Annotated in this window: 22 protein-coding genes; 12 read left to right on the top strand and 10 right to left on the bottom strand. The window is 68.0% G+C overall.

What is annotated here, in order from left to right; genetic code table 11:
• Positions 1 to 2471, bottom strand: a 2471-nt coding sequence (locus AC07X4_RS20170; RefSeq protein WP_494741078.1) for a Lon protease family protein, incomplete at its 3' end; no start/stop codon positions are given.
• Between the two features lie 207 nt (positions 2472 to 2678).
• On the bottom strand, positions 2679 to 3791 hold the full coding sequence (gene hemH / locus AC07X4_RS20165) for a ferrochelatase (protein WP_494741077.1): 1113 nt from the start codon (positions 3789 to 3791) through the stop codon (positions 2679 to 2681).
• 202 nt (positions 3792 to 3993) lie between these two features.
• Between hemH and AC07X4_RS20160 the strand changes: the two genes are divergently transcribed.
• From AC07X4_RS20160 to AC07X4_RS20105, 12 genes are all read left to right on the top strand, one after another.
• Positions 3994 to 4665: an amino acid ABC transporter permease gene (locus AC07X4_RS20160; protein ID WP_494741076.1), complete on the top strand. Its 672-nt coding sequence runs from the start codon at positions 3994 to 3996 to the stop codon at positions 4663 to 4665.
• 11 nt (positions 4666 to 4676) lie between these two features.
• Positions 4677 to 5330: an amino acid ABC transporter permease gene (locus AC07X4_RS20155; RefSeq protein WP_146871396.1), complete on the top strand. Its 654-nt coding sequence runs from the start codon at positions 4677 to 4679 to the stop codon at positions 5328 to 5330.
• A 63-nt stretch (positions 5331 to 5393) separates the two neighbouring features.
• Positions 5394 to 6200, top strand: a complete 807-nt coding sequence (locus AC07X4_RS20150; protein WP_015014908.1) for a transporter substrate-binding domain-containing protein — start codon at positions 5394 to 5396, stop codon at positions 6198 to 6200.
• Between the two features lie 27 nt (positions 6201 to 6227).
• Positions 6228 to 7007, top strand: a complete 780-nt coding sequence (locus tag AC07X4_RS20145) for an amino acid ABC transporter ATP-binding protein (RefSeq protein WP_494741075.1) — start codon at positions 6228 to 6230, stop codon at positions 7005 to 7007.
• Between the two features lie 90 nt (positions 7008 to 7097).
• Positions 7098 to 7853, top strand: coding sequence for a sugar phosphate isomerase/epimerase family protein (locus AC07X4_RS20140; RefSeq protein ID WP_494741074.1), 756 nt, complete (start codon positions 7098 to 7100; stop codon positions 7851 to 7853).
• Positions 7850 to 8800 (top strand): sugar kinase, encoded by a 951-nt coding sequence (locus AC07X4_RS20135; protein ID WP_494741073.1) that lies wholly within the window; start codon positions 7850 to 7852, stop codon positions 8798 to 8800. The genes AC07X4_RS20140 and AC07X4_RS20135 overlap by 4 nt, the downstream gene beginning before the upstream one ends.
• The gene (locus tag AC07X4_RS20130) at positions 8797 to 9822 is read left to right on the top strand and encodes a 2-hydroxyacid dehydrogenase (protein ID WP_494741072.1); all 1026 of its coding nucleotides are present in this window, start codon (positions 8797 to 8799) and stop codon (positions 9820 to 9822) included. The genes AC07X4_RS20135 and AC07X4_RS20130 overlap by 4 nt, the downstream gene beginning before the upstream one ends.
• Positions 9819 to 10895, top strand: a complete 1077-nt coding sequence (locus AC07X4_RS20125) for a LacI family DNA-binding transcriptional regulator (RefSeq protein ID WP_494741071.1) — start codon at positions 9819 to 9821, stop codon at positions 10893 to 10895. Before AC07X4_RS20130 ends, AC07X4_RS20125 begins: the two co-directional genes overlap by 4 nt.
• Positions 10896 to 10995: 100 nt before the next feature.
• Complete coding sequence (locus AC07X4_RS20120) at positions 10996 to 11703, top strand: HAD-IA family hydrolase (protein ID WP_288851120.1); 708 nt, start codon at positions 10996 to 10998, stop codon at positions 11701 to 11703.
• Between the two features lie 112 nt (positions 11704 to 11815).
• Entirely contained in the window at positions 11816 to 12679 is an 864-nt protein-coding gene (locus AC07X4_RS20115; protein WP_494741070.1) for a DUF2189 domain-containing protein, read from the top strand.
• A complete protein-coding gene (locus AC07X4_RS20110) occupies positions 12676 to 12888 on the top strand; it encodes a DUF2788 domain-containing protein (RefSeq protein WP_056064510.1) in 213 nt (70 codons plus the stop codon). The genes AC07X4_RS20115 and AC07X4_RS20110 overlap by 4 nt, the downstream gene beginning before the upstream one ends.
• A 143-nt stretch (positions 12889 to 13031) precedes the next feature.
• On the top strand, positions 13032 to 14321 hold the full coding sequence (locus tag AC07X4_RS20105) for a type IV pilus assembly protein FimV (protein WP_494741069.1): 1290 nt from the start codon (positions 13032 to 13034) through the stop codon (positions 14319 to 14321).
• Between the two features lie 46 nt (positions 14322 to 14367).
• Here AC07X4_RS20105 and AC07X4_RS20100 read toward each other — a convergent pair whose 3' ends face one another.
• The 8 genes from AC07X4_RS20100 to hpnC all read right to left on the bottom strand — a co-directional run.
• A complete protein-coding gene (locus AC07X4_RS20100; RefSeq protein ID WP_494741068.1) occupies positions 14368 to 15417 on the bottom strand; it encodes a tripartite tricarboxylate transporter substrate-binding protein in 1050 nt (349 codons plus the stop codon).
• Positions 15418 to 15452: 35 nt separating this feature from the next.
• Positions 15453 to 16841, bottom strand: a complete 1389-nt coding sequence (locus tag AC07X4_RS20095; RefSeq protein ID WP_494741067.1) for a sensor histidine kinase — start codon at positions 16839 to 16841, stop codon at positions 15453 to 15455.
• Positions 16842 to 16844: 3 nt separating this feature from the next.
• Positions 16845 to 17513: a response regulator gene (locus AC07X4_RS20090; protein ID WP_015014896.1), complete on the bottom strand. Its 669-nt coding sequence runs from the start codon at positions 17511 to 17513 to the stop codon at positions 16845 to 16847.
• Between the two features lie 226 nt (positions 17514 to 17739).
• Positions 17740 to 18750 (bottom strand): Bug family tripartite tricarboxylate transporter substrate binding protein, encoded by a 1011-nt coding sequence (locus tag AC07X4_RS20085; protein WP_494741066.1) that lies wholly within the window; start codon positions 18748 to 18750, stop codon positions 17740 to 17742.
• A gap of 168 nt (positions 18751 to 18918) precedes the next feature.
• Positions 18919 to 20214 carry a hydroxysqualene dehydroxylase HpnE gene (gene hpnE / locus AC07X4_RS20080; RefSeq protein ID WP_494741079.1) on the bottom strand — a complete coding sequence of 432 codons (1296 nt, stop codon included), beginning with the start codon at positions 20212 to 20214 and terminating at the stop codon, positions 18919 to 18921.
• Positions 20215 to 20265: 51 nt separating this feature from the next.
• On the bottom strand, positions 20266 to 21105 hold the full coding sequence (gene hpnD / locus AC07X4_RS20075) for a presqualene diphosphate synthase HpnD (protein ID WP_121942531.1): 840 nt from the start codon (positions 21103 to 21105) through the stop codon (positions 20266 to 20268).
• A gap of 150 nt (positions 21106 to 21255) precedes the next feature.
• Positions 21256 to 22665 carry an L-serine ammonia-lyase gene (locus AC07X4_RS20070; protein WP_494741065.1) on the bottom strand — a complete coding sequence of 470 codons (1410 nt, stop codon included), beginning with the start codon at positions 22663 to 22665 and terminating at the stop codon, positions 21256 to 21258.
• Between the two features lie 302 nt (positions 22666 to 22967).
• Positions 22968 to 23854: squalene synthase HpnC (gene hpnC / locus AC07X4_RS20065; RefSeq protein ID WP_494741064.1), on the bottom strand; the 887-nt coding region annotated here is incomplete at its 5' end.

Raw genomic sequence — 23854 nt, 5'->3', positions numbered from 1 at the left:
CCTCGCCCCCGCCGCGCACCTCCCGCGACCTGACAAGCCCGCCGATACGCCCGCAGCGTCACCTCCGCCCGCTGCATCACCGTGTCCTCCACCGTGGCCGCGCCTCCGGCCAGCTCATCGGCCTGCGCCTGCAGCAACTCCGCCGGGCTCATGCCCGATGCCTCGCCGGTCAGCAACGCAATCCCCTCGCTCACATGCCCCATGGTGTAGACGTGGAACAGCCCGCGCTCTACCGCGTCCAGCACGCTGCGGTCCAGCATCAGGTGGCGTTGGTTGCGGGCGGGAATCAGCACGCCGTGGGTGCCGTCCAGCCCCGCCGTTGCGCAGGCGCGGAACCAGCCTTCGATCTTTTCGTTGATGCCGCCCACGGGCAGCACCTCGCCGTGCTGGTTCAGTGCGCCGGTCACCGCAATGCCCTGGCGCAGGGGCAGGCCTGACAGGCTGGACAGCAGCGCGTACAGCTCGGCGCACGAGGCCGAGTCGCCTTCCACGCCGCTGTATTCCTGCTCGAACACGATGGAGGCATTGAGCGCCAGCGGCGCCACGTGGCTGAACAGTGCGGTGAGGTAGCTGTGCAGGATGAGCACGCCTTTGTCGTGGATGGGGCCGGACATATCGACCTCGCGCTCGATGTTGAGCAGGCCCTCTTGCCCGGCAAAGGTGCGTGCGGTGATGCGCACCGGAAAGCCGAAGCGGTAGTCGCCCAGGTCGATCTGCGTCATGGCGTTGATCTGGCCGGTGATGGAGCCCTGCAGCGTGATCAGGCGCTCACCTTCAGTGATGGACTCGTGCAGTTCTTCTTCGGGCTGGTTGTGGCGCAGGGTGCGGGCGGCCAGGGCGGCTTGTACGTCGGCGGCTTGCACCAGGGTGCCTGCGCGGGCCTTGCACAGGGCGGCGCTTTCGATGGCGAGTGCTTCGGTGTGGGCAAATCGGGCGCTTTGGCGGCCTTGGTCGTCGGCCTCGCGGTGCGATTGCTCCAGCAGCAGGGCCACGGCGTCGGCGGCAACGTGGGGCAGGCCGCGCTTTTTGCAGCAATGCGCGACCAGGATGGCCGAGGACTGGTGGGTGCCCGGGGTGGCGATGAACCGGTCTGAGAAGTCCACCTTGACGCGAAAGCGGCGCGCGGCGTCGGGGTCGGCCTCTTGCAGGGCGTAGTACTCCTCTACCGACCCGATCAGCACGATCTTCACATCCACGTCCACCGGCTCGGGCTGCAGAGCCACGGCGCCGCCGGGCGCATGGGCGGGGCCGCCGCCACCGCTGCCGTCCTCGATCTGCAGGCGCCCGCAGCGCAGAAAGCGGCGCAGGCGCGGCCACAGGCCTTCTTCGGCGGCCAGGTCGTGCAGGTGCAGCAGGATGAAGCCTCCATGCGCCTTGAGCAGGCTGCCCGCATGGATGCTGGCGTGGTCGGCCTGCACGGTGTCGGCGTCTGCGCCGTGTTCGATGCTGCCGAACAGGGTGCGGGCCGTGGGGTTGTCTTCCACCACCACCGGGGCGCTGGTGCGGCCGTGGTTGTCCACCACCACGTTCACCTGGCAGCGGGCCAGCAGGTCGTCCAGTGCGTCCTTGCGGTCGTCCTCGGCGTCCTGGCCTTGGTCCGTGTCGCCGGGCTCAAACAGGTCGATGTGGTCCAGCACGGCGCGCTCCACCTGGTCCAGCCACTGCGTGAGCTTGACGGCGTCCTTGATCTGCTTGCGCAGGCCCTGACGGATGCCGTGCAGCGCGTGCTCCACCAGCGGCTTGATGGTCTGGCGGCGCAGGGCGGCCAGGGCGTCGTCGCGCGCGCGCTCCAGCGGGCGGGTGGTTTCGAGAAACTTGGCGATCTCGGCGCGCAGCTCCTGCTCGGCGGCGTCGATCTCGGTGCGGCGCTCGCGGGGCAGGGCGCGTGCTTCACCTTCGGTCAGCGGCTGGCCCTTGGGGCCGGTGAGGGTGAACACCATGTGCCCGGCCTCGCGGCTCAGGCGGAACTGGCGGGCCTCGGCAAAAGCGTCCAGCGTTGCAAAGGCTTCGTTCTCTTGCGTTTGCCAGGTCTTCTCGATGCGCTCGGCCTCTGCCTTGAAGTCGGGGCTGGTCAGGCGTTTGGGGATGTCGGCCTGCAGGCTGCGTGCCATGTCGGCCAGGCCCTGGCGCAGCAGGCGGCCCTCGCCTGCGGGCAGGCGCAGCGCACGGGGGCGGTCGGGCTGGTCAAAGTGGTGCAGGTAGCACAGGTCGGGCGGCACCGCGCGTTTTGCGGCCTCGGCCTGCATGGCCTGGCGCAACAGTGACGCCCGCCCGCTGCCCACTTCGCCCAGCACAAACAGGTGGTAGTCCGGCTGCTGCATCGCCAGACCAAATTGCGCAGCGGCCTGGGCACGCTCCTGCCCGATCCAGGGCAGGGGCAGGTCTTGCAGCTCGGCGGTGCTGGCAAAGCCCAGCGTGGCGGGGTCAATAGTCAGACGCAACTGGTGGGGGGCAAGGGCAAAAGCGGGCATTGATGTGGATGTAGGAGGGGGCGGTGCGGAGGGCGTGGCAGGCAGCCGTGCAGCACCTGGCGACCAAAATATGAGCCAAAACGGGCAGATGCGCTAGTGCAATATGCCCTGAGTGCTATCAATAATGTAGTGAATGACCATGGGCGCGCAGGCCGCCCGGTGCCATTCGCTTTTGCGTTCGCATGCGTAATGGCATGGGCATGCGCATCAGTGCGCCACCGGGCATACCCCGGCAGGTGCACCACCGGCCAGCGCGTGGCTGCGTGCATCGGCCAGTGCGGCGGCGGTGGGGGCCTCGGTGGGCCAGCCCGCCAGGTGCTGTTGGGCCACGCGGCTCAGCGCCGTGATCCAGTGGTGGTTGTCGTTCAGGCAGGGGATGTAGTGAAACTCCTTGCCGCCCGCGTGCAAAAACGCCTCGCGCACTTCCATGTTGATTTCTTCCAGCGTCTCCAGGCAGTCGCTGGTGAAGCCGGGGCACACCACGTCCACACGGCGGGTGCCTGCCTTGCCCAACGCCTCGATGGTGGGCTGGGTGTAGGGCTCCAGCCACTTGGCCTTGCCAAAACGCGACTGGAAGGTGATGCGGTAGCGCTCCTCGCGCAGGCCCAGGCGCTCGGCCAGCAGGCGGCCTGTCTTGCGCGATTCGCAGTGGTAGGGGTCGCCCAGGTGCAGGGTGCGCTCGGGGACGCCGTGAAAGCTCATCACCAGCTGGTCGGGCTGGCCGTGGTGCTTCCAGTGCGTTTCGATGGTGCGGGCCAGGGCGTCGATGTAGCCGGGGGCGTCGTGGTAGTGGTTCACAAACCGCAGCTCGGGCACGTTGCGGGTGGCAGCAGCCCAGGTGTAGACCGCATCAAACACGCTGGCCGTGGTGGTGGCCGAATACTGCGGGTACAGCGGCAGGATGAGGATGCGCGTGGCGCCCTCGGCCTTCAGCGCATCGAGCTGGCTGGCGATGGAGGGGTTGCCGTAGCGCATGGCGTGGCGCACCAGCACCGCGTGGCCTGCCTCGCCCAGCCAGCCGCGCAGCAGCGTGGCCTGCTTGGCCGTCCAGTGCGCCAGGGGCGAGCCCTCGGGCGTCCAGATGCTGGCGTATTTGGCGGCCGACTTGGCCGGGCGCGTGCGCAGGATGATGCCGTGCAGGATGGGCATCCACAGCAGCCTGGGGATCTCCACCACGCGGTGGTCACCCAGGAACTGCGCCAGATACCGGCGCACGGCCGGGGCCGTGGGTTCGTCGGGCGTGCCCAGGTTGCACAGCAGCACGGCAGTGCGGTCGGCCTGGCCGTGGGTGAAAGGGGGTTCGGGGTGGAAGGAAGGCATGCGGCATTTTCACCCACGCGCCGGGCCAGTGCGGGCTGGGAGCCTATTTGCCGCCCGGCACACAGCCGCCTGCGAGATCAGTGCCGGGCATGGCGTCTTCAGGTGTTTTCAGCCCCTTTTTGGAGTGCATCGGGTATTCCCTGATGTGGTTATGAAACCGGTTTCATAAACTGGCGCCACTTTGGAATAACGACTGTCCACCGTGAATTACCAGTTCCAGTTCGATGCCGTGTTTGCCGCGTGGCCCTTGCTGCTCAAGGGCACCTGGATCACCGTGCAGCTGTCGCTCACCGCCACTTTGCTGGGGCTGGTGGTGGCCATCTTTTGCGCCTGGGGCAAGACCGGCGGGCCGGTCTGGCTGCGGTTTTTGATCAATGCGTACATCGAGGTCATCCGCAACACGCCGTTTCTGGTGCAGCTGTTTTTCTTCTTCTTTGCGCTGCCATCCATCGGCCTGCGCTGGTCGCCCTACACGGCGGCGCTGACAGCCATGGTGGTCAACCTGGGGGCTTATGCGGCCGAGATCGTGCGGGCGGGCATCGAGTCCATTCCCAAGGGGCAGATCGAGGCGGGCAAGGCCCTCAACCTCAAGCCGTGGGAGATCTTCCGGTTTGTGATCCTCAAGCCCGCGCTCAAGGCCATCTACCCGGCGCTTACCAGCCAGTTCATCCTGCTGATGCTCAGCTCGGCCGTGGTGTCGGTGATCTCGGCAGACGACCTGACCTCGGTGGCGGCCAACCTGCAGTCGCAGACCTTCCGCAGCTTTGAGATCTACATCGTGGTGACGGCCATTTATCTGGCGCTGGCGCTGTCGTTCTCGGCGCTGTTCAAGCTGATCTATCAGCGCGTCCTTAACTACCCAGACCGCCGATAAGGAGACCGACCATGCGTACCTTCGGACTCTCCGAATTCCTTTTCATCGTGCAGGCCGCGCAGTGGACGCTGGCGCTGTCAGCGATTGCTTTCGTCGGCGGTGCGCTGCTGGGGCTGGTGGTGGCGCTGTCGCGCACGTCAGAGAACGCGGCGGCGCGCAATGCGGCGCGCGTGTTCATCCAGGTGTTCCAGGGCACGCCGCTGCTGCTGCAGCTGTTCCTCATCTTCTTTGGTGCGCCCGTGCTGGGGTTTGACATCAACCCCTGGGTGGCGGCGGGTGTGGCGCTGGTGCTGAACAGCGCGGCGTTTCTGGCCGAGATCTGGCGCGGCTGCATCGAGGCGGTGCCACGTGGACAGTGGGAGGCGGCACAGGCCCTGAACCTCAAGTACGTGGCCCGCATGCGGTTTGTGGTGCTGCCCCAGGCTTTCAAGATTGCACTGCCGCCCACGGTGGGCTACGTGGTGCAGATCATCAAGGGCACATCGCTGGCGGCCATCATCGGCTTCACCGAGATCACGCGGGCGGGGCAGATCATCAACAACGCCACCTTCCAGCCGCTGCATGTGTTCACCACCGTGGCTGCGCTGTACTTCGTGATCTGCTGGCCGCTGTCGCTGCTGGCCGCACGCATGGAGCGCAAACGCGCACGTGCTCTGGCGCGCTGACCCACGCGCCGCCATCCTCTTTTCTTTCTGTTCTCGTTCACACCAACCACCAGGAGACATGCGATGACTTTTTCTTTGCAACGCCGCACCGCCACCGCCGCTTTGGCTGCCTTGGGCCTGGGTGCCGCGCTCACGGCATTTGCGCCGCTGGCCTCGGCCCAGTCCGTGGCGGACATCAAGAAGAAGGGTGAGATCACCATCGGCATGCTGGTGGACTTTCCGCCCTACGGCACCACCAACGCGCAAAACCAGCCCGACGGCTACGACGCAGACGTGGCCAAGCTGCTGGCCAAGGACCTGGGTGTGAAGGCCAACATCGTGCCCGTCACCGGCCCCAACCGCATTCCGTTTTTGCTAACCAACAAGGTTGATGTGCTGGTGGCCTCGCTGGCCATCACGCCCGAGCGTGCCAAGCAGGTGCAGTTCTCGCAGCCCTATGCGGCCGCGACCATCGTGCTGTACGGCAAGACCGGCGCCAACATCAAGAGCGCTGCCGATCTGAAAACCGTGCGCGTGGGCGTGGCCCGTGCCAGCACCCAGGACGTGGCCGTGACCAAGGCCGCGCCCGAGGGCACCGAAATCCGCCGCTTTGACGACGACGCATCGGCCATGCAGGCACTGATCTCGGGCCAGGTCGATGCGATTGGCTGCTCGGTCACGGTGGCGGCGCAGATCGCCAAGCGCGTGCCCGCCAACACGTTCGAGAACAAGTTCAACCTGCTGCAGCAAGCCATGGGCATTGCCCTGCGCCCCGGCCAGGACGAGCTGACCAAGGCCGTGAACGACTTTGTGGCACGCAACACCGCCAATGGCGAGCTGAACAAGCTGTACCAGAAGTGGCTGGGCGCTGATCTGCCCAAACTGCAGTAAGCCTGCCTGAACGATAAGGAGCCATTGATGAGCGACGCAGTCACGACCGCCCCCGGCACACCGCCGATCATCCGCATGGAAGGGGTCAACAAGTGGTACGACAGCTTCCAGGTGCTCGCCGACATCAACCTGTCGGTGCGGCAAGGGGAGCGCATCGTGATCTGCGGGCCATCGGGCTCGGGCAAGTCCACGCTGATTCGCTGCATCAACCGGCTGGAGACGGTGCAAAAGGGCCGCATCGAGGTCGATGGCATCGACCTGACCGCTGGCGGCAAGAACGTCGATGCCGTGCGCGCCGAAGTGGGCATGGTGTTCCAGCAGTTCAACCTGTTCCCGCACCTGACCATTCTGGAAAACTGCACGCTGGCCCCCATGCGTTCGCGCGGCATGAGCAAGGCGCAGGCCGAAGAAGTGGCCATGAAGTACCTGACCCGCGTGCGCATCCCCGAGCAGGCGCACAAGCACCCCAGCCAGTTGTCGGGTGGGCAGCAGCAGCGCGTGGCCATTGCGCGAGCGCTGTGCATGGCGCCCAAGGTGATGCTGTTTGACGAGCCTACCTCGGCGCTGGACCCCGAGATGGTTAAGGAAGTGTTGGACACCATGATCAGCCTGGCCGAAGACGGCATGACCATGCTGTGCGTGACGCACGAGATGGGCTTTGCCCGCAGCGTGGCCGACCGGGTGATCTTCATGGCCGACGGCAAGATCCTGGAGCAGGCGCCGCCGCAGCAGTTCTTCGGCCAGCCGCAGCACGACAAGACACGGCAGTTCCTGGGCCAGATCCTGAGTTCACACCACGCACATTGAGACCCACGCACAGACCCACGCACATTGAGACCTCACAGGTCGTGCGGTTGATGGCCTTCGCTCCGTGGGGGCGCGGCCTGAAAGAAACACATGAAGGTATTGATTTCCCTGTCCTCCTTCGGCGCGGCCGAAACCGGTCGCCACGGCCAGCTGTGGTGCACTGACCTGGCCCAGCAAGCGGGCGCGGACGGCGCGGAGGTGCGTGGCGAGCTGCTGCGCGATGCGGCCACCGAGCTGCCCGCGCTGGCGGGCCGGGCGGCGGTGTACTCCAGCCCCGAAGGCCTCTGGACCGCGCAGGGCGAGCTGGATGAAGCAGCCCTTGCACGTGGCGTGCAGGCCGCCCAGGTGCTGCGTGCTCCGCGCCTGAAGATGTCGATTGGTGGCTTTGGCGCAACCCTGCCGACATCGCATACGTCGCTGCAACGCCTCCAGGCGCTGCTGCAGGCCGCTCCGCAGGTGGAGCTGGTGATCGAGAACGACCAGACCGCCACCGCCGGCACGCTGGCCGCCATGCAGGCGTTTTTTGCAGCCCAGGCGCAGGCGGGGCTCAGCCTGGGCATGACCTTTGACATGGGCAACTGGCACTGGCAGGGCGAATGCCCGCTGCAGGCCGCGCAGGCACTGGCACCCTATGTGCGCTATGTGCACTGCAAGGGCGTGCAGCGCCTGCCCGCCAAGTGGGTGGCGGTGCCGCTGGCCGATTCGGTGGCGCCCTGGCGCGCCGTGCTGCGTGCCTTGCCAGCCGATGTGCCGCATGCCATTGAATATCCGCTGGTGGGTGACGACCTGGTGGCTGTCACGCGCGAGCAGGTGGCCTTTATCCGCGCTGCACGGGAGGCCGCATGACCACGCCGGCCTTCGATGTTGCACTGTTTGGCGAGGCCATGCTGCTGCTGGTGGCCAACGAGCCCGGCCCGCTGGAGAACGCCACCGGCTTTCACAAGCGCACGGCCGGGGCTGAGACCAATGTGGCCATCGGCCTCGCGCGCCTGGGCCTGAAGGTGGGCTGGGCCAGCCGTCTGGGCACCGACTCCATGGGCCGCGCGCTGTTGGCCGCCATGCAGGGCGAAGGCATCGATTGCTCCCACGTGGTGTGTGATGCCTCGCAGCGCACGGGCTTCCAGTTCAAGGAGCGCGTGATGGATGGCCGCGACCCGCAGGTGGAATACCACCGCAAGGGTTCTGCCGCCAGCCAGATGGGGCCCGCCGATGTGGACGAGCCCTGGCTTCGGTCTGCACGCCACCTGCATGCCACAGGCGTGTTTGCCGCCATCTCCGACACCAGCCTGCAGGCCGCCATCCGCACGCTGGAGGTGATGCGTGCTGCAGGCCGCACCATCTCCTTCGACCCCAACCTGCGCCCCACTTTGTGGTCGTCGCCCGAGACCATGCGCCACTGGATCAACACCCTGGCCACCTATGCCGACTGGGTGCTGCCGGGCATGGAAGAGGGCGTGTTTTTGACCGGCGAAACCACTCCAGAGGGCGTGGCACGCTTTTACCGTGAGCGCGGCGCCAAGCTGGTGGTGGTCAAGCTCGGGCCCGAGGGCGCGTACTACGACAGCGACGTGGCCGGCACCGGCCGCGTGCCCGGCGTGCCAGTGGCCCAGGTGGTGGACACCGTGGGCGCGGGCGATGGCTTTGCGGTGGGCGTGATCAGCGCTTTGCTGGAAGGCCTGACTGTGCCCGCCGCCGTGCGCCGTGGCGCCTGGATTGGTGCCCGCGCCGTGCAGGTGCTGGGCGACACCGAGGGGCTGCCCAACCGCGCCCAGCTGCAGGAGGCGGGCCTGTGAGCCTGCCGCTACCTTCAACAGACGGCAGCACAAGCCCAGCGCGCAAGCAAGTGCTGGTGTTTCGCGAGCTGCCGCCCGACCAGCTCGCGCGGTTGACTGCCGTGCACGACGTGACAGTGGCCGACCCGCGCAAGCCCGACGAGCGCGCGCGGTTTGACGCAGCGCTGGCGCAGGCGCATGGGCTCATCGGCTCCAGCTTTCCCATCGATGCCGCCGTGCTGGCACGTGCGCCCCGGCTGCAGGCGGTGTCCAGCATTTCGGTGGGCGTGGACAACTACGCGCTGGACGTGCTGCAGGCGCGCGGCATCATGCTGTGCCACACCCCCGGAGTGCTCGACGAAACGGTGGCAGACTCGGTGTTTGCCCTCCTCATGGCCACCAGCCGCAGGCTGGTGGAGCTGTCGCAGCTGGTGCGCGAGGGCCGGTGGACCAAGAATATTGGAGAAGACCTGTTTGGCAGCGATGTGCATGGCAAGACGCTGGGCCTGCTCGGATTTGGCCGCATTGGCCAGGCCGTGGCGCGCCGCGCCGCACTGGGGTTCGGCATGCCGGTGATGTACCACGCCCGCCGCCCGGTGGACCTGGCGACCCAGGCCCCTGAGTTACAGGGCAAGGCCATCCACACGCCGCTGCCTGCGCTGCTGGCGCAGTCGGACTTTGTGGTGGCCATGCTGCCCTTGTCGGACAGCACACGGGGCATGGTCAACGCCGAACTGTTTGCAGCCATGAAGCCCGGCGCCATCTTCATCAACGGCGGCCGGGGTGCCACCGTGGTGGAGCAAGACCTGCTGCACGCGCTGGACCATGGCCCGCTGCGCGCAGCGGGGCTGGATGTGTTTGCCACCGAGCCGCTGCCGCTGGCGTCGCCCCTGCGCACCCACCCGCGCGTGACCCCGCTGCCGCACATTGGATCGGCCACGCACGACACGCGCCATGCCATGGCCGCGTTGGCCACCACCAACCTGCTGCAGGCCCTGGCGGGCGAACGGCCCGCTGCTGTGTACAACGCCGTGCCCGCATGAGCCCGCCGACACCCGCGCCCTCCACCGCGCCGCGCGTCCGTCCCACCATCGCCGATGTGGCGGCCGAGGCCGGTGTGTCCAAGGCCACGGTGTCGCGTTACTTCAACCACCGCGAACGCCTGCTCAGCCCCGACATTGCCGCGCGGGTCGAGGCGGCCATCGCCAAGCTGGCTTATGTGCCCAGCCCCATGGCCCAGGCGCTGAGCCATGGCCGCTCGCGGCTCATTGGCCTGGTGGTGGCCGACATCACCAACCCCTATTCGGTGGCTGTGCTGCGCGGGGCCGAGAAAGCCTGCCAGGACGCGGGCTACCTGGTCATGCTGTTCAACCTGGGCAACGACCGCGAGCGCGAGCGCGCGGCCATCGACGCGCTGGCCAGCTACCAGGTGGATGGCTTCATCCTCAATACGCTGGGGCAGGGCGAGGGGCAGGCGGATGTGAACACCTTGCACGGCAAGCCCGCCGTGCTGGTGGACCGGCGCCATGCCGGGCTGGCTGCAGACTTCGTCTCGCTGGACAACCAGGGCGCCATGCGCGAAGCCTGCGCCCATCTGCAGCAGCAAGGCTGGCAGCGCCTGCTCTACATCACCCAGCCCTTGCTGGGTGTGAGTTCCCGCATCGAGCGCACGGAGGCCTTTCGTGCGCTGGTGTCCTCCAAGGGCTCGGCGGTGCGCGGCACAGTGCTGGAGCTGGCGGCCGAACAGGGCGACGACGTACTGGACCAGGCACTCACCGATCTGCTGCGGCAGGCCCGGCCCGGTGAGCGCTGCGCGGTGGTGGCGGGCAATTCGGTGGTCACGCTGCGGGTGGCAGCGTCCGTCTCGCGCCTGGGGTGGACGTTTGGGCAACAGCTGGGTTTCGTAGGCTTTGACGACCCCGAATGGGCGTCGCTGATCCGGCCCGGCCTGAGCGCGGTGGCCCAGCCCACCGATGCCATCGGGCAACGCGCAGCGCAGTGCCTGCTGGAGCGCATCAACGGCCTGGAAGGCCCTGCGCGCGAGAGCCTGCTGCCCGGGCTGCTGGTGGTGCGCGGATCTTCGTTGGGGCCTGGGGGCGCGCCAGACCCGGGTTGAACGCACTGCATTCCGCAAAGGCCTGCGGTATGCTTTGCGGCCCTCGCCCTGGTGCATCGCCGGGGCCTCTTTTTTCGCCTTCATCCTTCAGGTGCGCCCTGTGCCAAATCCCTCTCTGGACACCTCCCGCATCCGCGCCATCTCCATCGATCTGGACGACACGCTCTGGCCCATCTGGCCCACCATCACGCGGGCCGAAAGTGTGCTGCTGGACTGGCTGACCCACCACGCGCCCGCCACAGCGGCACTCTTCTCGGACACCGAGGCCCTGCGCGCCATCCGCAACCAGATGGTGACCCTGCGCCCTGACCTGAAGGGCGACCTGAGCGCGTTGCGGCGCGAGTCCATCCGGCTGGCGCTGACGCAGGCCGGTGACGAGCCCGCGCTGGCCGAACCGGCGTTTGATTTGTTCTTTGCCGAGCGCCAGCGGGTGGAGCTGTTTGCCGATGCGCACGATACGCTGGCTTTCTTGTCAGCGCGCTACCCGGTGGTGGCGGTGTCCAACGGCAATGCCGATATTCACCGCATCGGCATCGGCCACTACTTTCGCCACAGCATCAGCGCGTCGGACTTTGGCATCGCCAAACCCGATGTGCGCATCTTCCATGCGGCCGCCACGGCCGTTGATGTGCTGCCCCACGAGGTGCTGCACGTGGGCGACGACGCCACACTGGATGCGCAGGGCGCACTGAATGCCGGCATGCAGGCGGTGTGGATCAACAGTGCCAACCACCCCTGGCCGCACGACGACACACCGCCCCATGCCACGGTGGACAGCCTTACCGCGCTGTGCCGGCTGTTGGCCTGACCGGTTTCGCTGGGTTCGGTTTCTTGCCTCAGGTCAAGGTTTGGGCGCGCGGCGGTTGATGCCGCTGCCTGATCAGGTCACACTCCATCGTCGCTCAGCGACCCCTCCCACCATGCCCCGTACTCCCCCTCCGTTGCCCGCCATCCGCACCATCGGCATGATGCAGCCCATGACCTGGCTGGTGCTGGCCTGGCGCGACATGGCGCGGGCGGGCTGGATCAGTTTTGCGCATGGCCTGGCACTCACACTGTTTGGTGCCGCCATCTTTGCCGTGGCGCACCACCGCTTCTGGCTGCTGGCGGGGGCTCTGTCGGGTTTCCTGGTGGTGGCGCCGGTGCTGGCCACCAGTCTGTATGCGCTGAGCCGCGCGCTGGAGCGTGGCGAAGCCGCAAACCTGGGCGTGGTGCTCAAGACCTGGCTCAACTGGCAGAACAGCCATGTGAACAAATGGGGCAGCGACTACTGGTGCATGCTGCAGTTCGGGGCCCTGCTGGCGCTGGCCGCCTCGGGCTGGGTCATGACCTCGGCGGCGCTCATTACGCTGCTGGCGCCCGTGCCCATCGAGACACCGCTCGACTTTTTGCGCCACGTGGTCATGGCGCGTGACGGCTGGTTGTTTGAAATCTGGCTGGCGCTGGGCAGCCTGATGGCCGCGCCCATTTTTGCGTCCAGCGTGGTGGCCATGCCTCTGCTGCTGGACCGCCGCGCCACGCTGCTGCAGGCGGTGCTCACCGGCTGGCAGGCGGTCATCACCAACCCGCTGCCGATGGCGTTCTGGGCAGCGATCATCCTGGGCTTTACCTTGCTGGGCCTGGGTTCCCTGCTGCTGGGCCTGATCGCTGTGATGCCCATGCTGGGGCATGCCAGCTGGCACGCATACCGCGACCTGGTGGATGCATCCAGCCTGCCCGAGCGTGACCTGGTGGCCCCCGCAGTGTCAGCTGCCCCTGTGCGCCGGCCTGGAGGGACATCGTGATTTTTGGATTTACCGAGGCGCAGATCTCGGGCTTCTTCCTCACCTACGGGGTGGGGGCGTTCATCGCCTACATGCTGTTCATCATCGGGCAGCTCGCGTGGGAATCGAAGGCCGGACGCTTTGGCACTTTTGTGCTCTTCCTGGGCCTGGGCGTGGGTTTTCTGGGATTCCTGGCCAAGGTGGTGATTCAGTGGTGGCTGGAGCGGTAGCGGGCCACACGGCCCGTTGCTCAACGCCAGGCGCACCCAACCGCGATCTGTCCGGGGTCTGGCACTGAGGCCTGCGCATTCATTTCTTTCCGTTGTGTTTTGTTTCATGTAGAAACTAATTGCAATGGCTGGAGGTGGTTGTGATGCTTCGTAACTCCCTGATCGTCGTCGTCCTGGGGCTGCTGGCCGAGGCGGCGGAAGCCCTGTCCCTGGGCGCGCCGCAAGGCAAGGTGTGGCTGGGACAGCCCATCGACCTGGGCTTTGAAGTCCAGCTGGACCCCGGCATGTCGGTGGACGCCTTGTGCCCGCAAGCGCGGCTGGTGTCTGGCGATGTGGCCGTGCCGGCAGGCCGTGTCCAGGTGAGCGTGCGGCCGGGCGAACCGGAGCGCAATCCGGTGCTGCGGGTGCAGTCCTCCCATCTGGCCGACGAGCCGGTGCTGACGGCCCAGGTTTCTGTCCATTGCACGGGCCGGGTGACGCGCGAATACACCTTTCTGGCCGATCTGCCCGCCACCGTTGCTGCCGGGCTGAGGCCAGTGGCGATTCCCTGGGAGGTGCCGTTGGCAGATGCCTCCCCATCACGGGCGGCTGGGGTGGTTGCCGGAGAAGCGTCTTCTGCAACCGCAATGGGCCCCTCGCGGCCGCGCAAGGCGTTGGCCGCCAGCCGGGTAGCCCGCAAGGGCACGAAACTGGCCGCAAAGTCAGCCGGGGCTCCCGTTGCGCGCAGCCGGTCCGCTGACACAGCGGCAGTGGCTTCCGTGACCAGCACTGCGCAGACGGCGCCTCACGAGCCACCCAGCACCGTGCCCAGCATGGCGCCCGAGGCCGCAGCAGCGCCCCCCGCACAGGCGTCGGCATCGTCCACCGCCTCGTTGGCTCCAGCAGCGGCACCTGTTGCGCCTGGACCGTCCAAGCCCCGGCTGGTGATGGAGCCGTTGACGGCGCTGGTCACGCCGCCCGCCTCGGGCGAAGGGGCTCCGTCCGACGGCGCAACACTGATGCCGGTGGCGGCTTCGGCTGCGGAGGTCAACGCGCCGGACGGCGCGGGATCCCCCGGCGCGCGCATGCAGGCCTTGCAGGTGGAAGTGGATCGCATGCGCGCGCAGGCCGAGCAAGACCATCAGGCCACGCTCGCATTGCTGGCCCGTGTGGAACAGCTGAAAGCAGGGCATTTCCCGGCGTCCTTGGTGTATGGGCTTCTGGCTATGCTGGCCTTGACGGTCGGGGCAGCAGGCTGGCTGCTGGCGCGCATGCGACACGCCATGGACGCATCGAACGAAGAGTGGCGCAACACCCTGACGGCCTATGTGGCGCAGTCTTCCTTGCCCGCAGCGGGAGACGCCGAGGCCGAGCGCCGCACAGCAGTGCTACCTGCCGATGACCGGTCTGCCGGGTTGCCCGGACTACAAGGAGTGGGTGCCTTGCCCGCGTAGGGACGGTCAGCGGACCAATCGCTCAGGAGGTGGTGCGCAGCGCAGATCAACGCGGCCAGGACCGCAGCCCCAGATCCTGCGCCAGGCGGCGATAGTCGGCCAGGCTGCGCTGCACATAGTCATCCAGCGCCGCGCCGCTCAGCGCGAAGGGGTACAGCCCATGGCGGGCGCACAGGGCCGCGTAGCCAGGCGCTGCCTGGGCTTCCTGCAGGGCGGTCGTCCAGGCGTGGGCGTCGGCATCGGGCACGCTAGCGGCCATGTAGAGGCCGCGCACAGTGGTCCATTGCAGGTCAATGCCCTGCTCGCGTGCCGTGGGCAGGGCGGCCAGTGTGCCGGGCAGCCGCGTGGGGGCCAGCACCGCCAGGATGCGCACCGGCAGGCCTTCTGCAGCGGCCCGAGTGGCCTCGGCCGCGTCGCCGGTGAAGATGTCGATGTGCCGGCCACCCAGCGCCTTGAGCGCTTCGCCGCCGCCTTCAAACGATACAAAACGCATGCGCTTGTGGTCTTGCCCCGCTGCGCGCACCAGCAGCGCGGCCTTGACCCAGTCCTGGCTGCCCAGCGTGCCGCCGGCGCCAAACACCACGCGGCCCGAATCTTTTTGCAAGGCGGTGACCACGTCCTGCAAGCGCTGGTAGGGGGCATCGCGGTGCACAGCCACCACGCCGTAGTCGTTGCCCAGTGTCGCTATCCAGCGCACGGCGCTCACCGGGTGTGGGCCGAAGCGGCCCTGCGCCATGTTGAGCAGCGAGCCGCTGGAGAACGCCACCAGCGTGCCGGGCCCTCCCAGGCGGCCGGTGGCCACCTGGTCAAATGCCACCGCGCCAATGCCACCGGGCAGGTAGCGGGTGCGCAGCGGCGTGCGGCCAGGGCGCACGGCCTGCAGTGCCTGTGAGGCCAGACCACAGGTCAGGTCAAATCCGCCGCCGGGGCGTGAAGGTGCAATGCATTCCGCCGGCTCACGGGATGCGTCGGCTGCCGCCGGGAAGGGAGCCAGGCCCGCGCCAGCGCTGGCGGCGGCCGCGAGCGTCTGCAGCAGCTGGCGGCGGCTGCAAGGCGCTGTCAGCGGACGGTCTGTGGTGGGCAAGGGCTGCGGCATGGGGTGTGGAGCGTTCACTTGTTCAGCAGACTGTGTCAGGCGCGGGGCCACCAGAGTATTGCCAGGAGCCCAGTCCCTTCAGCGCGCGCCTGCAGCCGCAGGCTGCCCCGGTGCCGTTCGGCAATCGACCGCGCAATGGCCAGCCCCAGGCCGGAGCCGCCCGCCGTGGCCTGCGAGCCGCGCCGGTAGCGCTGGCCCAGTGCGTCGCGCTCCTCGGCGGGCAGACCGGGGCCGTTGTCCTCCACGCAGATGCTCCAGCCCAGGCTGTCACCCGCGGCCGACACGGTGACGGTGCCCTGCGCCGGGGTGTAGGCGATGGCATTGGCTGCCAGATTGGTCAGGGCCTCGCGCAGCAGGCCACTGTCGCCCACGGCCTCGATGCCAGCGGAGGGCGTATGGATGCCAAAGTCGATCTGCTTGGCGCGCGCCTGGGGCAGCAGCTCCAGCGCCACCGTGCGCAGCAGCGCGGCCAGGTCAAAGGGCGTCAGCTCCACCGCCGCTGTGTCGCTGCGGCCCAGCGCCAGCAGTTGCTGGGTGCTGCGCGTGGCGCGGGCGATCTCGCCTCCGATGGCTGCCAGCGTGTGCTGCACCTGCGTGGTGTCGCCCTCGCGGCGTGCGTAGTCGATCTGCATCTGCAGCGTGGTGAGGTGGGTGCGCAGCTGGTGCGAGGCATCGTCCAGAAACTGCCGTTGCTGTGCCACCAGATCTTGCGTGCGCGCCATCTGCTGATTGACCGCGTCCACCAGCGGGCGGATGTCAGCGGGCAGGTCGTTGGATGCCAGCGGGGTCATGTCGTCGCCGCTGCGGGCCTGCACCTCGCGCGCCAGCCGCGCCAGCGGGCGCAGCGCCACGGCCAGCAGTGCCGCAGTGCCCAGCACCATCAGGGCCAGCACCAGCGCATCGCGCTGCACTGCGCGGCGCACAAAGCGGGCTGTGAAGTCCTGGCGCGACCGCGTGCTTTCGGCCACCTGCACCAGCACGGTGGATGCCGGCTCTGCACGGTCCAGCGCGCGGCGGTAGGCGGCCAGCCGCACGGACTCTCCAAAGTAGGTGGCGTCATAAAAACGCGGTACGCCGGGCTCCAGCGCGCCAGCAGGAAGGGGCAGGTCGGCATTGCCCAACTCCACCAGCCCGTCGGACGACGCCACGCGAAAGTACACATTGCCGCTGGCCGTGAGTTCAAAGAATTCCAGCATGCTGTACGGCAACTCGGCCGACAGGCCGCCCGAGGCGGTCGAGATGTTGGCGTCGATGGACTTGAGCGCGCCGAGCAGCGAGCGGTCGTAGGCCGCGTTGGCGGCCTCCAGCGCATCGTGCCGGGTCATCCACAGCTCCACGCCCGTCACCAGGGCCAGCAGCGGCAGCAGCAGCATGGCCAGCAGCCGCCACAGGCTGGCGCGGCGCAGGCGTGCGGTCAGGCCCATCGGTCAGTCCGCCTCCAGCGCATAGCCCAGGCCGCGCAGCGTGGTGATGCGCACACCACTGCCATCCAGCCGCTTGCGCAGGCGGTGCACAAACACCTCGACGGCTTCGGGGTGCACATCGTCATCGTCGGTGAACACGCGGTCCAGGATCTGTTGCTTGGAAAACGGCTCGCCGCTGCGCTGCACCAGCACGCGCAGCACGGCATGTTCGCGCGGGGACAGGGCCAGGGGCTCGCCGCGCAGGGTGAACTGCTTGCGGGCGCTGTCGTACACCAGCGCACCGCAGGCCTGGCGCTGGTGCTCGTTGCCACGCGCGCGGCGCACCAGGGCGTGCAGGCGAGCCTCCAGCTCGGCCAGCTCAAAGGGCTTGGCCAGAAAATCGTCCGCCCCCGCGTTGAGCGAGCGCACGCGCTCGTCCAGCGAATCACGTGCCGTCAGGATCAACGCGGGCAGGCGCTGGTCGCGGTCGCGCAAGCGTTGCAGCACCGCCTGCCCGTCCAGCCCGGGCAGACCCAGGTCCAGCACCAGTGCGTCGTAGTTGTCGTGCTGCTGCAGCGCGCGGTCAGCCAGGCGGCCGTCGTTCACCCATTCGACCTGGATGCCCGCATGCTCCAGCGCACGGCTGAGCCAGGTGCCCAGGTTGTGGTCGTCTTCGGCCAGAAGGATGCGCATGGAGGGATGCTACCGTTTGTGCGGATGACGCAGGGCTTGCCTTCAGCATTGAACCATTCAACGCGGAGCGGCGAGGGCGCGCAAGCGCCAGCAGTCAGCTTGCGAGCACGCACTGCCCAGGCCAGGCAGCCGTGCAAGGGCCGCCCCGCCGCACTGGCTGCGTCCCCCATCCCGACCCGCGCAGCGGGGCGAGAGAAAGGGGGAAGACGCGAAGCGGCTCAGGGGGTTAGTCTGGCTTCACCTTCGCGCGCAGCAGCACCTTCTTCCAGCGCTCTTGTTCGGACGCGATGAACTGCGCAAACTGCGCTGGTGTGCCGCCAATGGCCTCGGCCGCGTCCGCGTTCAGGCGCTCCAGCGAGCCGGGGGCCTTGACTGCCTTGGCGGTCTCGGCCGCCAGCTTGTCGAGGTTGGCCGGGGCCAGGTTGGCGGGCGCCAGCATGCCGTACCACTGCGTCATCTCAAAGCCCGGGAACCCCTGTTCGGCCACCGTGGCCACGTCAGGCAGCTGGGGCAGGCGCTTGGCCGAGCCGGTGGCGATGCAGCGCACCTTGCCGGCCTTGATGAACGGCAGCAGGGCGGCAGCACCCACGGCAGCGGCATCAAGGCGGCCCGAGAGCAGGTCGGTCATCATGGGGCCGGTGCCTCGGTAGGGCACGTGCAGCATGAAGATCTCGGCGGTCATCTTGAGGTATTCAAACGCCAGGTGGCCCGCGCTGCCGTTGCCCGCCGAGCCATAGCTGAGCTTGGCCGGGTTCTTCTTGGCGTAGGCGATGAACTCCTTGAGATTCTTGGCGGGCACGTCGGGGTGCACCACGTACAGGCTGGGCACCTTGGCCAGCAGGCTCACGGGCTTGAAGTCCTTGTTGGCGTCGTAGGGCAGCTTGTCGAAGATGAAGGGGTTGACGGCCAGCGTGCCGATGTGGCCCAGGATCAGCGTGTGCTGGTCGTCGGAGCGTGCCACTTCACCCATGGCGATGTTGCCGGCGGCACCGGGCTTGTTGTCCACATACACGCTCTGGCCCAGCGTCTTGCCCAGCTCGGCAGCGGTGGAGCGGGCCACGATCTCCGAGCTGCCGCCCGGAGCGAACGGCACCACAAACCGCACCGACTTGGAGGGCCAGGCCGCCTGGGCCGATGCACCAGCGGGCAGCAGGCCGCCCAGGGCCAGTGCGCTGCTGGCTCCCAGCAGATGGCGGCGGGTGGGGGACCAGAGGGCGGGGTGTTCGTGTGAAAGCATGGGGGTGTCTCCGTCAAAACAAAAGGCCGAAAGGCCAGCGCGCCCAAAGGCGAACAAGGCGCATGCGGTATGCGAGTGGCGCGATGGTGCCTGGGTCGTGCTTTCGGAATGCTGTCAGCGGGCTTGGTAGTTACCCGGGGGTTGCCTGCTGGCCCGGGTGGTGTTGTGTCAGCCCGCTGCTGCGCAGGCCGCCACGGCGGTGCCGTTGAGCACCGCGCCTTCCAGCGTCGCCGGGTAGGGGCCCTCCACATAGTCGCCGCAGGCCGTCAGCCCCGGCAGCACCTGCATGGCGGGCCGCTGCAGGCCGGGGGTGCATGCAAACGTGGCGCGCTTTTCGACCACGGTCTGCACAGGGCGCAGGCCCGGCAGGCCCAGCTGTGCAGCGGCTTGCTGCAGCACCTGTTGCTCGATGAGAGCCCGGTCGCCATCGCTGGCGCTCACCACAAAGGCCAGCAACCCCTGCTGGCCGTCGAGCTGGCCCCGGTCGAACACGAACTGCGCCGGGTGCTCTACCGTGTTGCGCAGCGCCAGCATGGGCAGGGGGAGTTGTGCGCCGCTAGCATGGGCGTAAACGGTGGTGATGGCCTCAAACCGCAAGGCACTGGCGGTGGCGCTCCAGCGGGCGGCAGCGGCCAGGCCCGCCGTGCTGGCAAGGCCATCGACCAGGCGCGCGGCCTCCCACGAGGGGCATGCCAGGGTGATGTGGTCAAAGGAGTCGGCTGCTTCGGCGCCCTGCGCTGTACCGACGGCGCCCACAGCCCCCACCAATTGCCAGCGCCCGCTGGGCAGGGGCACAAGCCGCTGGATGCGTTGGCCGGTGACCACCTGGCCGCCTTGCTGCACCAGCCAGCGCACCGCAGCCTCGGGGAACAGCGCGCCCAGGTCGGTACGGGGCAGCAACAGGTTGGAGCCGCCGCGTCCGCTGAACAGGCTGTCCTGCAGCACCCGCAAAAACACCTGGCCGCTGGCCTCGCGTGCGGGGGTGTTGAGTGCCGACACGCACAGCGGGTCGATGAACTCGGCCATCAGCCGGGGCGTGAGCGGGGCACACAGGTCTGCCACCGAGGTGTGGGGCGCGCAGCGAAAGCCGCGCAGCTGCCAGGCCGTGGCCGTGCGCAGCAGAGCGATCTTGTCTTGCCAGCCCCAGCCTTTGGCGCGCGCGATGCCCAGCAGCGCATCCAGCGGCGGGGGCAGGTCGGGCAGTTGCAGGCCCTGGCCATCGGGAAACTGCAGGGTCAGCGGCAGGCGCAGCAGCGCGGTGGCAGGGTCCATGCCCACCAGGCGCATCAGGCGCAGGCTCTCGGTGTACGCACCGATCAGGATGTGCTGGCCGTTGTCCAGCGTGGCCACTGTGCCATCGGGCAGCACGCCCGGCACGGCGCGGGCGCGGCCGCCCACCGTGCGCGCGGCCTCGAACACGGTGACCTGGCGGCCGGCCTGCCGGTGAGCGATGGCTGCAGCCATGCCGGCCCAGCCAGCCCCGATGACAGCGACTTTCTGCGGTGCCACGCCGGGCTACATCCTGCCCAGGGCTTGCATCTTCCAGGCCAGCCAGAACTTGCGCAGCGGCGTGAGGCGGATGCGCTGGTGCAGCACCTGGAAGTTTTCGTGCTCGATCTCGCGCAGCAGGGTGCGGTAGATGCTGGCCATCATCAGGCCGGGCTTTTGGGTGCGGCGGTCCGCGTCGGGCAGCAGGGCAAAGGCCTCGTCGTACAGCCGGTGCGCGCGCTCGGCCTGAAAACGCATGAGTGCGGTGAACCGGTCGGAGTACTGGCGCTTCAAGATCTCATGCGCCTTCACGTCGAACTGCTGCAGCTCGCTGACGGGCAGGTAAATACGGCCCAGCATGGCGTCTTCGCCCACGTCGCGGATGATGTTGGTGAGCTGGAACGCCAGGCCCAGCCGGTGGGCGTATTCGGTGGTGCGCGGGTCGGTCTGGCCGAAGATGCGCGCTGCGACTTCGCCCACGACGCCCGCCACCAGGTGGCAGTAGCCCTGCAGGCCTGCAAAGTCGAGGTAGCGCGTCTGCTCCAGGTCCATCTGGCAGCCGTCGATCACGGCCTGCAGGTGGCGCTGTTCGATGCCGTAGTCGGCCGCCAGTGGCATCAGCGCCAGCATCACGGGGTGCGTGGGCTGGCCCGCGTAGGCCTTGGACACTTCGGCCTGCCACCAGGCCAGCTTGGTGCGGGCCACGCCAGGGTCGCTCACTTCATCGACCACATCGTCCACTTCGCGGCAAAACGCATAGAACGCCGTGATCGCCGCGCGGCGCGGGGCAGGCAGAAAGAGAAAGGCGTAATAGAAGCTGCTGCCCGAGGCCACGGCTTTTTGCTGTACGTACTGCTGCGGTGTCATGGGGCGAGATTGTCCCATGGCGCACCCCGGCAAGCGGGGTGGCAGGGTTTGAAGCCTTTTGGGGAGCAGGCGCTAGTGCAATATGGTCTGAATGCTATCTAATGAATAGCGTTCAGGCGTTGGCACTGCAAGGCATCAGGGCGGCGGGGGTCAGCATTCGACCACATTCACCGCCAGCCCGCCGCGCGATGTTTCCTTGTACTTGACCTTCATGTCCGCGCCGGTCTGCATCATGGTCTTGATGACCTTGTCGAGCGAGACCACGTGCTGCCCGTCGCCGCGCAGCGCCATGCGGGCGGCGTTGATGGACTTGATCGCGCCCATGGCGTTGCGCTCGATGCAGGGGATCTGCACCAGACCGCCCACGGGGTCGCAGGTCATGCCCAGGTTGTGTTCCATGCCGATCTCGGCCGCGTTCTCCACCTGCTCGGGCGTGCCGCCCATCACGGCGGCCAGCGCGCCAGCGGCCATGGAGCAGGCCACGCCCACTTCGCCCTGGCAGCCCACCTCGGCGCCGGAAAGCGATGCGTTTTCCTTGTAGATGATGCCGATGGCACCTGCGGTGAGCAAAAAGGTGGCAATGCCGTCGTTGTTGGCCGGGATGGGGCCCTGCAGAAAGTTGACGTAGTAGTGCAGCACGGCCGGGATCACGCCTGCCGCACCGTTGGTGGGCGCCGTCACCACGCGGCCGCCGGCGGCGTTTTCTTCGTTCACGGCCATGGCGTACAGGTTCACCCAGTCCAGCATGGAGAGCGGGTCGCGCAGGGCGGCCTCGGGCGAGCGGCTCAGGTTCTTGTGCAGCTCGGCCGCACGCCGGCGCACATGCATGGGGCCGGGCAGCGTACCGGTGCTGGCGCAGCCGCGCTGCACGGCGCCCGCCATGGTCTGCCAGATGGTCAGCAGCTGGCTCCGCACCTCGGCCGGGCTGCGCCAGTGCTGTTCGTTGGCGGCCATGAGCTGGGCCACGCTCAGGCCGGTGGCGCGGCACTGCGCCAGCAGCTCGGCCCCGGTGCGGAACGGGTGTGGCAGGCCCTGGCCATGGCCTGCTATATCGGCGCCAGCGCTGGCGGGCGTGTTGAGCACGCGCTGGCCTGCTGCATCGACCACAAAGCCGCCGCCCACCGAGTAGTACTCACGCATGGCGATGTCGTTGCCCTGCGCATCCAGCGCATGGAACGCCATGCCGTTGGGGTGCAGCGGCAGGCTTTTGCGGCGAAACAGCAGGTGGTCCTTTTCGACAAACGGCACGGCATGCTCGCCCAGCAACGCCAGCGTGCCGCTCTGTCGAATCTGTGCGATGGCGGGGGCGATCTGGTCGGGGTCGATGTGGTCTGGCTCGTGCCCGGCCAGACCGAGCAGCACGGCGCGGTCGGTGCCGTGGCCTACGCCGGTGGCCGAGAGGGAGCCGAACAGCTCCACGCTCACCTGGTGCACCGCCGCCAGGCCGACGGTGTCGCGCACATGGCAAGCAAATTGCCGGGCCGCAATCATGGGCCCCACGGTGTGGGAGCTGGACGGCCCGATGCCGATCTTGAAGAGGTCGAAAACGCTGACGGACATGATGGGGGTGACCCTGGCTCAAAAGAAGTGCCCCAGCGCTTGTGGCGCGCGGGCACGGGCCGGCAGGGTGGGGTGTTGGCCGCCGCCCTGCCACGGTGGCCGCGAGGCTAACCGGGTGCAGTGGCAGGGGCATGCTCGCAATCCCTGCCCCTGCCGGGTCAAGGGCGAGAGGCACCCCAATAATTTGCTATTAATTAAGTAGCAATTGGTGCCTATGAATCATGCGCTACAGGCCGTTTGGGCACTGGGTGCTGCGTTGGTAGGCCAGTGTGTGAGCCCGCCTTGTGGCCCATGAATCTTTCTTACATCACCAGCGCGCGGCCCAGCATCACGCACCAGTCCCATCCACGGAGCTTGGGCCGGGTGTGCAGACTGCCCCCTTTGAGGGCCTCGACCTTGTCGAGGATGCGCAGGCCGCCTTGCACCACCAGCCGCAGCTCCCAGCCGGCGCGGCCGGGCAGGCGGTGCACCAAGGGGGCGCCGCTTCGCATGGTGGTGCGCGCCCAGTGGGCGCAGTCGGCGATCAGGCGGGCGTTCTCGCGGGTGCTTTGCAGCGCCAGCAGCTCGGACTGGCAGGCGCCATACGCTACGCAGTCGGAGCGCGGCAGGTAGTGGCGGCCCCGGGGAATGTCCACGGACAGGTCCTGCCAGAAGTTGATGAGCTGCAGCGCCGTGCAGATGGCGTCGCTCTGGCGCAGCGCCTCGGCGTCGTGCACTCCATACAGGTGCAGCAGCAGCCGGCCCACGGGGTTGGCCGAGCGGCGGCAATAGTCCAGCAGCTCGTCGCGGTCGGCGTAGCCCTCACCGTCACGGGTTTTTTCGACGTCCTGGGCAAAGGCACTCAGCAGGTCTTCCAGCAGCGGCATGGGCAGCTGGTGGCTGCGCAACACGCCTTGCAGCGGCAAAAACACGCTGGCCCAGCGGGGCGAGGGCGCCTGGCCCTGGGCAATCGCGCGCAGATCGGCCAGGTAGGCAGCCAGGTCCGCCAGCCGGGCGGCGGGCAGGGCATCGCCTTCGTCGGCAATGTCGTCGGCCGTGCGCGCAAAGCCGTAGATGGCGGCAATCGGCTGGCGCAGGTGGGGCGGGCACAGCAGGGATGCGACCGGGAAGTTTTCGTAATGGGTGACAGGAGGCGCCACCGCATCAGTCGCAGGGGGCTGTGGCGCGGAGGCTGCGCCGGGGTGGGGAG

It is taken from the genome of Acidovorax sp. GW460-11-11-14-LB4 (assembly GCF_059423685.1).
This window is presented reverse-complemented; position numbering and strand designations above follow the sequence as displayed.

What these genes read in the sequence shown, in the direction of transcription:
- hpnE (WP_494741079.1), bottom strand. Translation starts at nt 20,214, where the DNA reads ATGGCTGCAGCCATCGCTCACCGGCAGGCCGGCCGCCAGGTCACCGTG.
- AC07X4_RS20105 (WP_494741069.1), top strand. Translation starts at nt 13,032, where the DNA reads ATGCTTCGTAACTCCCTGATCGTCGTCGTCCTGGGGCTGCTGGCCGAG.
- hemH (WP_494741077.1), bottom strand. Translation starts at nt 3,791, where the DNA reads ATGCCTTCCTTCCACCCCGAACCCCCTTTCACCCACGGCCAGGCCGAC.
- AC07X4_RS20125 (WP_494741071.1), top strand. Translation starts at nt 9,819, where the DNA reads ATGAGCCCGCCGACACCCGCGCCCTCCACCGCGCCGCGCGTCCGTCCC.
- AC07X4_RS20150 (WP_015014908.1), top strand. Translation starts at nt 5,394, where the DNA reads ATGACTTTTTCTTTGCAACGCCGCACCGCCACCGCCGCTTTGGCTGCC.
- AC07X4_RS20095 (WP_494741067.1), bottom strand. Translation starts at nt 16,841, where the DNA reads ATGGGCCTGACCGCACGCCTGCGCCGCGCCAGCCTGTGGCGGCTGCTG.
- AC07X4_RS20115 (WP_494741070.1), top strand. Translation starts at nt 11,816, where the DNA reads ATGCCCCGTACTCCCCCTCCGTTGCCCGCCATCCGCACCATCGGCATG.
- AC07X4_RS20070 (WP_494741065.1), bottom strand. Translation starts at nt 22,665, where the DNA reads ATGTCCGTCAGCGTTTTCGACCTCTTCAAGATCGGCATCGGGCCGTCC.
- AC07X4_RS20135 (WP_494741073.1), top strand. Translation starts at nt 7,850, where the DNA reads ATGACCACGCCGGCCTTCGATGTTGCACTGTTTGGCGAGGCCATGCTG.
- AC07X4_RS20085 (WP_494741066.1), bottom strand. Translation starts at nt 18,750, where the DNA reads ATGCTTTCACACGAACACCCCGCCCTCTGGTCCCCCACCCGCCGCCAT.
- AC07X4_RS20090 (WP_015014896.1), bottom strand. Translation starts at nt 17,513, where the DNA reads ATGCGCATCCTTCTGGCCGAAGACGACCACAACCTGGGCACCTGGCTC.
- AC07X4_RS20100 (WP_494741068.1), bottom strand. Translation starts at nt 15,417, where the DNA reads ATGCCGCAGCCCTTGCCCACCACAGACCGTCCGCTGACAGCGCCTTGC.
- AC07X4_RS20140 (WP_494741074.1), top strand. Translation starts at nt 7,098, where the DNA reads ATGAAGGTATTGATTTCCCTGTCCTCCTTCGGCGCGGCCGAAACCGGT.
- AC07X4_RS20145 (WP_494741075.1), top strand. Translation starts at nt 6,228, where the DNA reads ATGAGCGACGCAGTCACGACCGCCCCCGGCACACCGCCGATCATCCGC.
- hpnD (WP_121942531.1), bottom strand. Translation starts at nt 21,105, where the DNA reads ATGACACCGCAGCAGTACGTACAGCAAAAAGCCGTGGCCTCGGGCAGC.
- AC07X4_RS20155 (WP_146871396.1), top strand. Translation starts at nt 4,677, where the DNA reads ATGCGTACCTTCGGACTCTCCGAATTCCTTTTCATCGTGCAGGCCGCG.